The following is a 3,515-nucleotide window of genomic DNA, read 5'->3' on the forward strand; positions in this document are numbered from 1 at the left end:
TCCACCTTCTCCACCTTGGTCAGGCCGCTGGCTTTGGCGATCTCGATGGCGTCCCTGACCACTTTCCGGATCTCGGCGGTTTCCAGCCGGGAGCTGGACGCAAAGCCCCAGGCCCCGTTGACCAGAACCCTTAAGCCGAAACCGGAGTCGGAACTCTTGGTGACCGCCTCCACGCTGCCGTTCTTGGTGGAAATGAACTCGCTGAGCTGGCCGGTCACCCGGACATCGGCGTAATCCAGGCCTTTGGAGGGAAGGGCCGCCAAAACTTTTTGGGCAAAGGTTTTCATGGGATGTTGATTCTCCCGGAAATTATTTGGTTGATTTTCAAATATTCAGTATAACATAACCGGTATCAATTATCAAGATTATTTGGCGGATGAAGGAGATATTTTTATTGCATGTAAAAGTCTAAAGTGGTATATTTGAAAGCCGGAACATTTGGCCAAAATCCATCGACCACCAAATTTGATCAAGCATTGCATAAGTACCAGCCAAAAATATTATGGTTCAAAGGACCGGGAACTTCACGCTCCTTCCACCCCCACCAGGTATTGATCAAGAAGGGCGAGGTGCTGGAGCTTACCGGCCGTTGGGATGCGGCCGGGGAGTTGTTTGCCGCCGGACTGGAAACGGCCGGTCTGGCCCAGCACAAGGAGGCCATGGCCGAGTGCCGGACCAAGCTGGGCTGGATGCTTCACAAAAAGGGCGAGGATGTCCGGCCGTTGGAGCTATTGTCGCAGGCCAAAGATTACTATTTGCAGACCGGGCAAGAGGAAAGACTGGGAGCAGTGCTCAACAAGATCGGAAGCATTTACAACCGGCAGGGCGATTATCAGAAGGCCCTGGAGTGCTATGTCAGATCACTGGAACTGGGGAGGAAAATAAGCAGTCGCTACGACATTACCATAGCCTTGAACAACCTGGGCAACCTTTACGGCGACATGGGCGATGCCAGCAGATCGTTGGAATGCTACCGGGAAGGCCTGGCTCTGGATGAAGCAGCCGGTGATCATTACAGCGCCAGCATCGAAATGGGAAACATGGGCTGGGTTTATAATTCGCAGGGAGAATTTCAAAAAGCGGCCGAGTGCTGGCAACGTCAGTCCGAATGGGCGGAACTGATCGGCGACAAACACACCAAAAGCGTATCCCTGGGCAATATGGCGGCGCTTTACATTGAGCAGGGGGATTATGTCAGAGGCCGGGAGCACATTGATCGAAGGCTGGTCATCGCCCGGGAACTGGGCGATAAAAAGGGGTTGAGCATCAGCCTCAGTCACCTAGCCAACCTTTACCGGTTCACCGGGAATCACCAGCAATCCAGGGAGTGCTTTGACCAGGCCGTAGCTCTGGCCAGGGAGATCAATCTAAAATACTTCCTGGCGGTCTTTTTGGAGGAGCAGGCTGAGCTGCTATACCAGATGGGACTTTACCCCGAGTCGGGCACCAGCTGCCGGCAGGCGCTTGAGACCGCCCGGGCCCTGGGGAAAAGCGATACCATCTTCAAATGCCGGCTGCTGCAGGCCAATCTGTCTTCGGTTGACGATAAGCCGGGTGGCCTCCGGCAAATGGAGGGCCTGCTGGATGAATACCGGCAACCCAAGGAGCAGGCTCAGATCATCTACGAACTTTTCAAACTGACGGGGAAGGAAGGCCACAAACAAGCGGCCCTGGAGCTCTACCGGGAATTGTGCCGGACGGCTCCCAATTCGGACAACCGGGTAAAGCTGGAGGAACTGGAAGGTTATCCGGCTGCCCACGAAAAACACTAAACCCTTATTTAGCAGCATCCCAATTAAAATGTTTCGCGTCTTTTCGTGGTTTTAGTGGGTATAAATTACCGTGATCAGCTTCAATCTGCGTTCTCTTTAGATGGTTTGGTTGGTTTGGGAACGGAGTATCTCCATAATAAGCAAAAAGTATTTGACTTTTGCCCTGTTTTGAGCTATACTAACTATTTACTTTGGCATTTTCAGCCTGGAGGCATTTTTTTATCCCACTGCAATTTATAGGAGTTATCAATATAATATGATCGAGATCAGATGGCATGGACGGGGCGGTCAGGGAGCCAAGACCGCGGCCCTGTTACTGGCCGATGCCGCATTGTCGGCCGGCAAGTATGTACAGGCCTTTCCCGAGTACGGACCGGAGCGGATGGGCGCCCCGGTGCAGTCATTCAACCGCATCGATGAGCAGCCCATCCTGATGCATTGTCCGGTGAAATCACCCAAGGTGGTGGTGGTGCTGGATCCCACCCTGATGGCTTCGGTCAACGTCACCGCGGGCCTGGGGGCGGACGGCATGCTGATCATCAACACCGGTCTGGATGCCGTGGAGATCAAAAAGTCCGTCAAGTTTGACGGCAGGATATTCACGGTGGACGCCTCCAAGATATCCGAGGAGACCATCGGCAAGAACATCCCCAACACTCCGATGCTGGCGGCCCTGGTAAAGATCACCGGGATCCTGGATTTCAAGAGCATGATGGAGGACACCGAAAAGAAGCTGGCCAAGAAATTCGCCCACCGGCCGGAGGTGATCGAGGGGAACATCCAATCCATGAAGCGGGCGGCAGAGGAGGTAAAATCGGCATGAGCGAATTGAAGAAATACAAAGAACTGGCCCTGGGGGGCAATATCGAAAAAAGCGGCACCGCCGTTGATTTCAAGACCGGCGACTGGAGAAGCTCCAGGCCGGTGTATCATCCCGAGAACTGCATCCAGTGCCTGTTCTGCTGGGTCTACTGCCCCGATTCGGCGGTGACCCTAAAGGACGGCCAGGTGACCGGTTTCAACCTGGACCACTGCAAGGGCTGCGGCATCTGCGCCCACGAGTGCCCGGGCAAGAAGAAGGTCAAGGCCATCGTCATGGAAGAGGAGGTCAAATAGCATGCAGAAGATAATACTGGCCAAGACCGGCAACGAAGCCATGGCTCTGGCCATGAAGCAGATCAATCCCGACGTGGTGGCCGCCTATCCCATCACCCCGGCCACCGAGATCGTCCAGATATTCTCCCAGTACGTGGCCGACGGCGAGGTCAAGACCGAGTTCGTGGCGGTGGAGTCCGAGCATTCGGCCATGTCGGCCTGCATCGGATCCTGCGCGGCCGGGGCCCGGACCATGACCGGCACCAGCTCCCAGGGCCTGGCCCTGATGTACGAGATGATCTACATTGCCGCGGGCTTAAGGCTGCCCATCGTGATGGCCGACGTCAACCGGGCGCTGGCAGCCCCCATCAACATCCACTGCGACCACTCCGATACCATGGGCTGCCGCGACGCCGGCTGGATCCACATCTTCTCCGAGAACGCCCAGGAGGCCTACGACAGCATGATCCAGGCCATACGGATAGCCGAGCACAAGGACGTCCGCCTGCCGGTGATGGTCACCACAGACGGCTTCATCATCTCCCACGGCATGGAGCGGATAGACATCCTGCCCGACGCAGATGTCCAGAGCTTCATCGGGAAGTACGATCCCATGATGCATCTTTTGGACGTCAAGAAGCCCTTCAC

At 55.4% G+C, this 3,515-nt stretch carries 5 protein-coding genes; 4 read left to right on the plus strand and 1 reads right to left on the minus strand.

The genetic code is table 11. The features are described from left to right. A partial coding sequence (locus Q7U71_01400) for a DNA gyrase modulator (GenBank protein MDO9390411.1) occupies positions 1–287 on the minus strand: 287 nt, incomplete at its 3' end. A 189-nt stretch (positions 288–476) separates the two neighbouring features. Between Q7U71_01400 and Q7U71_01405 the strand changes: the two genes are divergently transcribed. From Q7U71_01405 to porA, 4 genes are all read left to right on the plus strand, one after another. Further along, positions 477–1,772, plus strand: a complete 1,296-nt coding sequence (locus tag Q7U71_01405; protein MDO9390412.1) for a tetratricopeptide repeat protein — start codon at positions 477–479, stop codon at positions 1,770–1,772. 256 nt (positions 1,773–2,028) lie between these two features. Beyond that, positions 2,029–2,595, plus strand: a complete 567-nt coding sequence (locus tag Q7U71_01410; protein MDO9390413.1) for a 2-oxoacid:acceptor oxidoreductase family protein — start codon at positions 2,029–2,031, stop codon at positions 2,593–2,595. Further along, entirely contained in the window at positions 2,592–2,888 is a 297-nt protein-coding gene (locus Q7U71_01415) for a hypothetical protein (protein ID MDO9390414.1), read from the plus strand. Before Q7U71_01410 ends, Q7U71_01415 begins: the two co-directional genes overlap by 4 nt. Before the next feature lies 1 nt (position 2,889). Next, positions 2,890–3,515: pyruvate ferredoxin oxidoreductase (gene porA, locus Q7U71_01420; GenBank protein ID MDO9390415.1), on the plus strand; the 626-nt coding region annotated here is incomplete at its 3' end.

The organism is bacterium, assembly GCA_030655055.1.
Taxonomy (GTDB): domain Bacteria; phylum Edwardsbacteria; class AC1; order AC1; family EtOH8; genus UBA5202.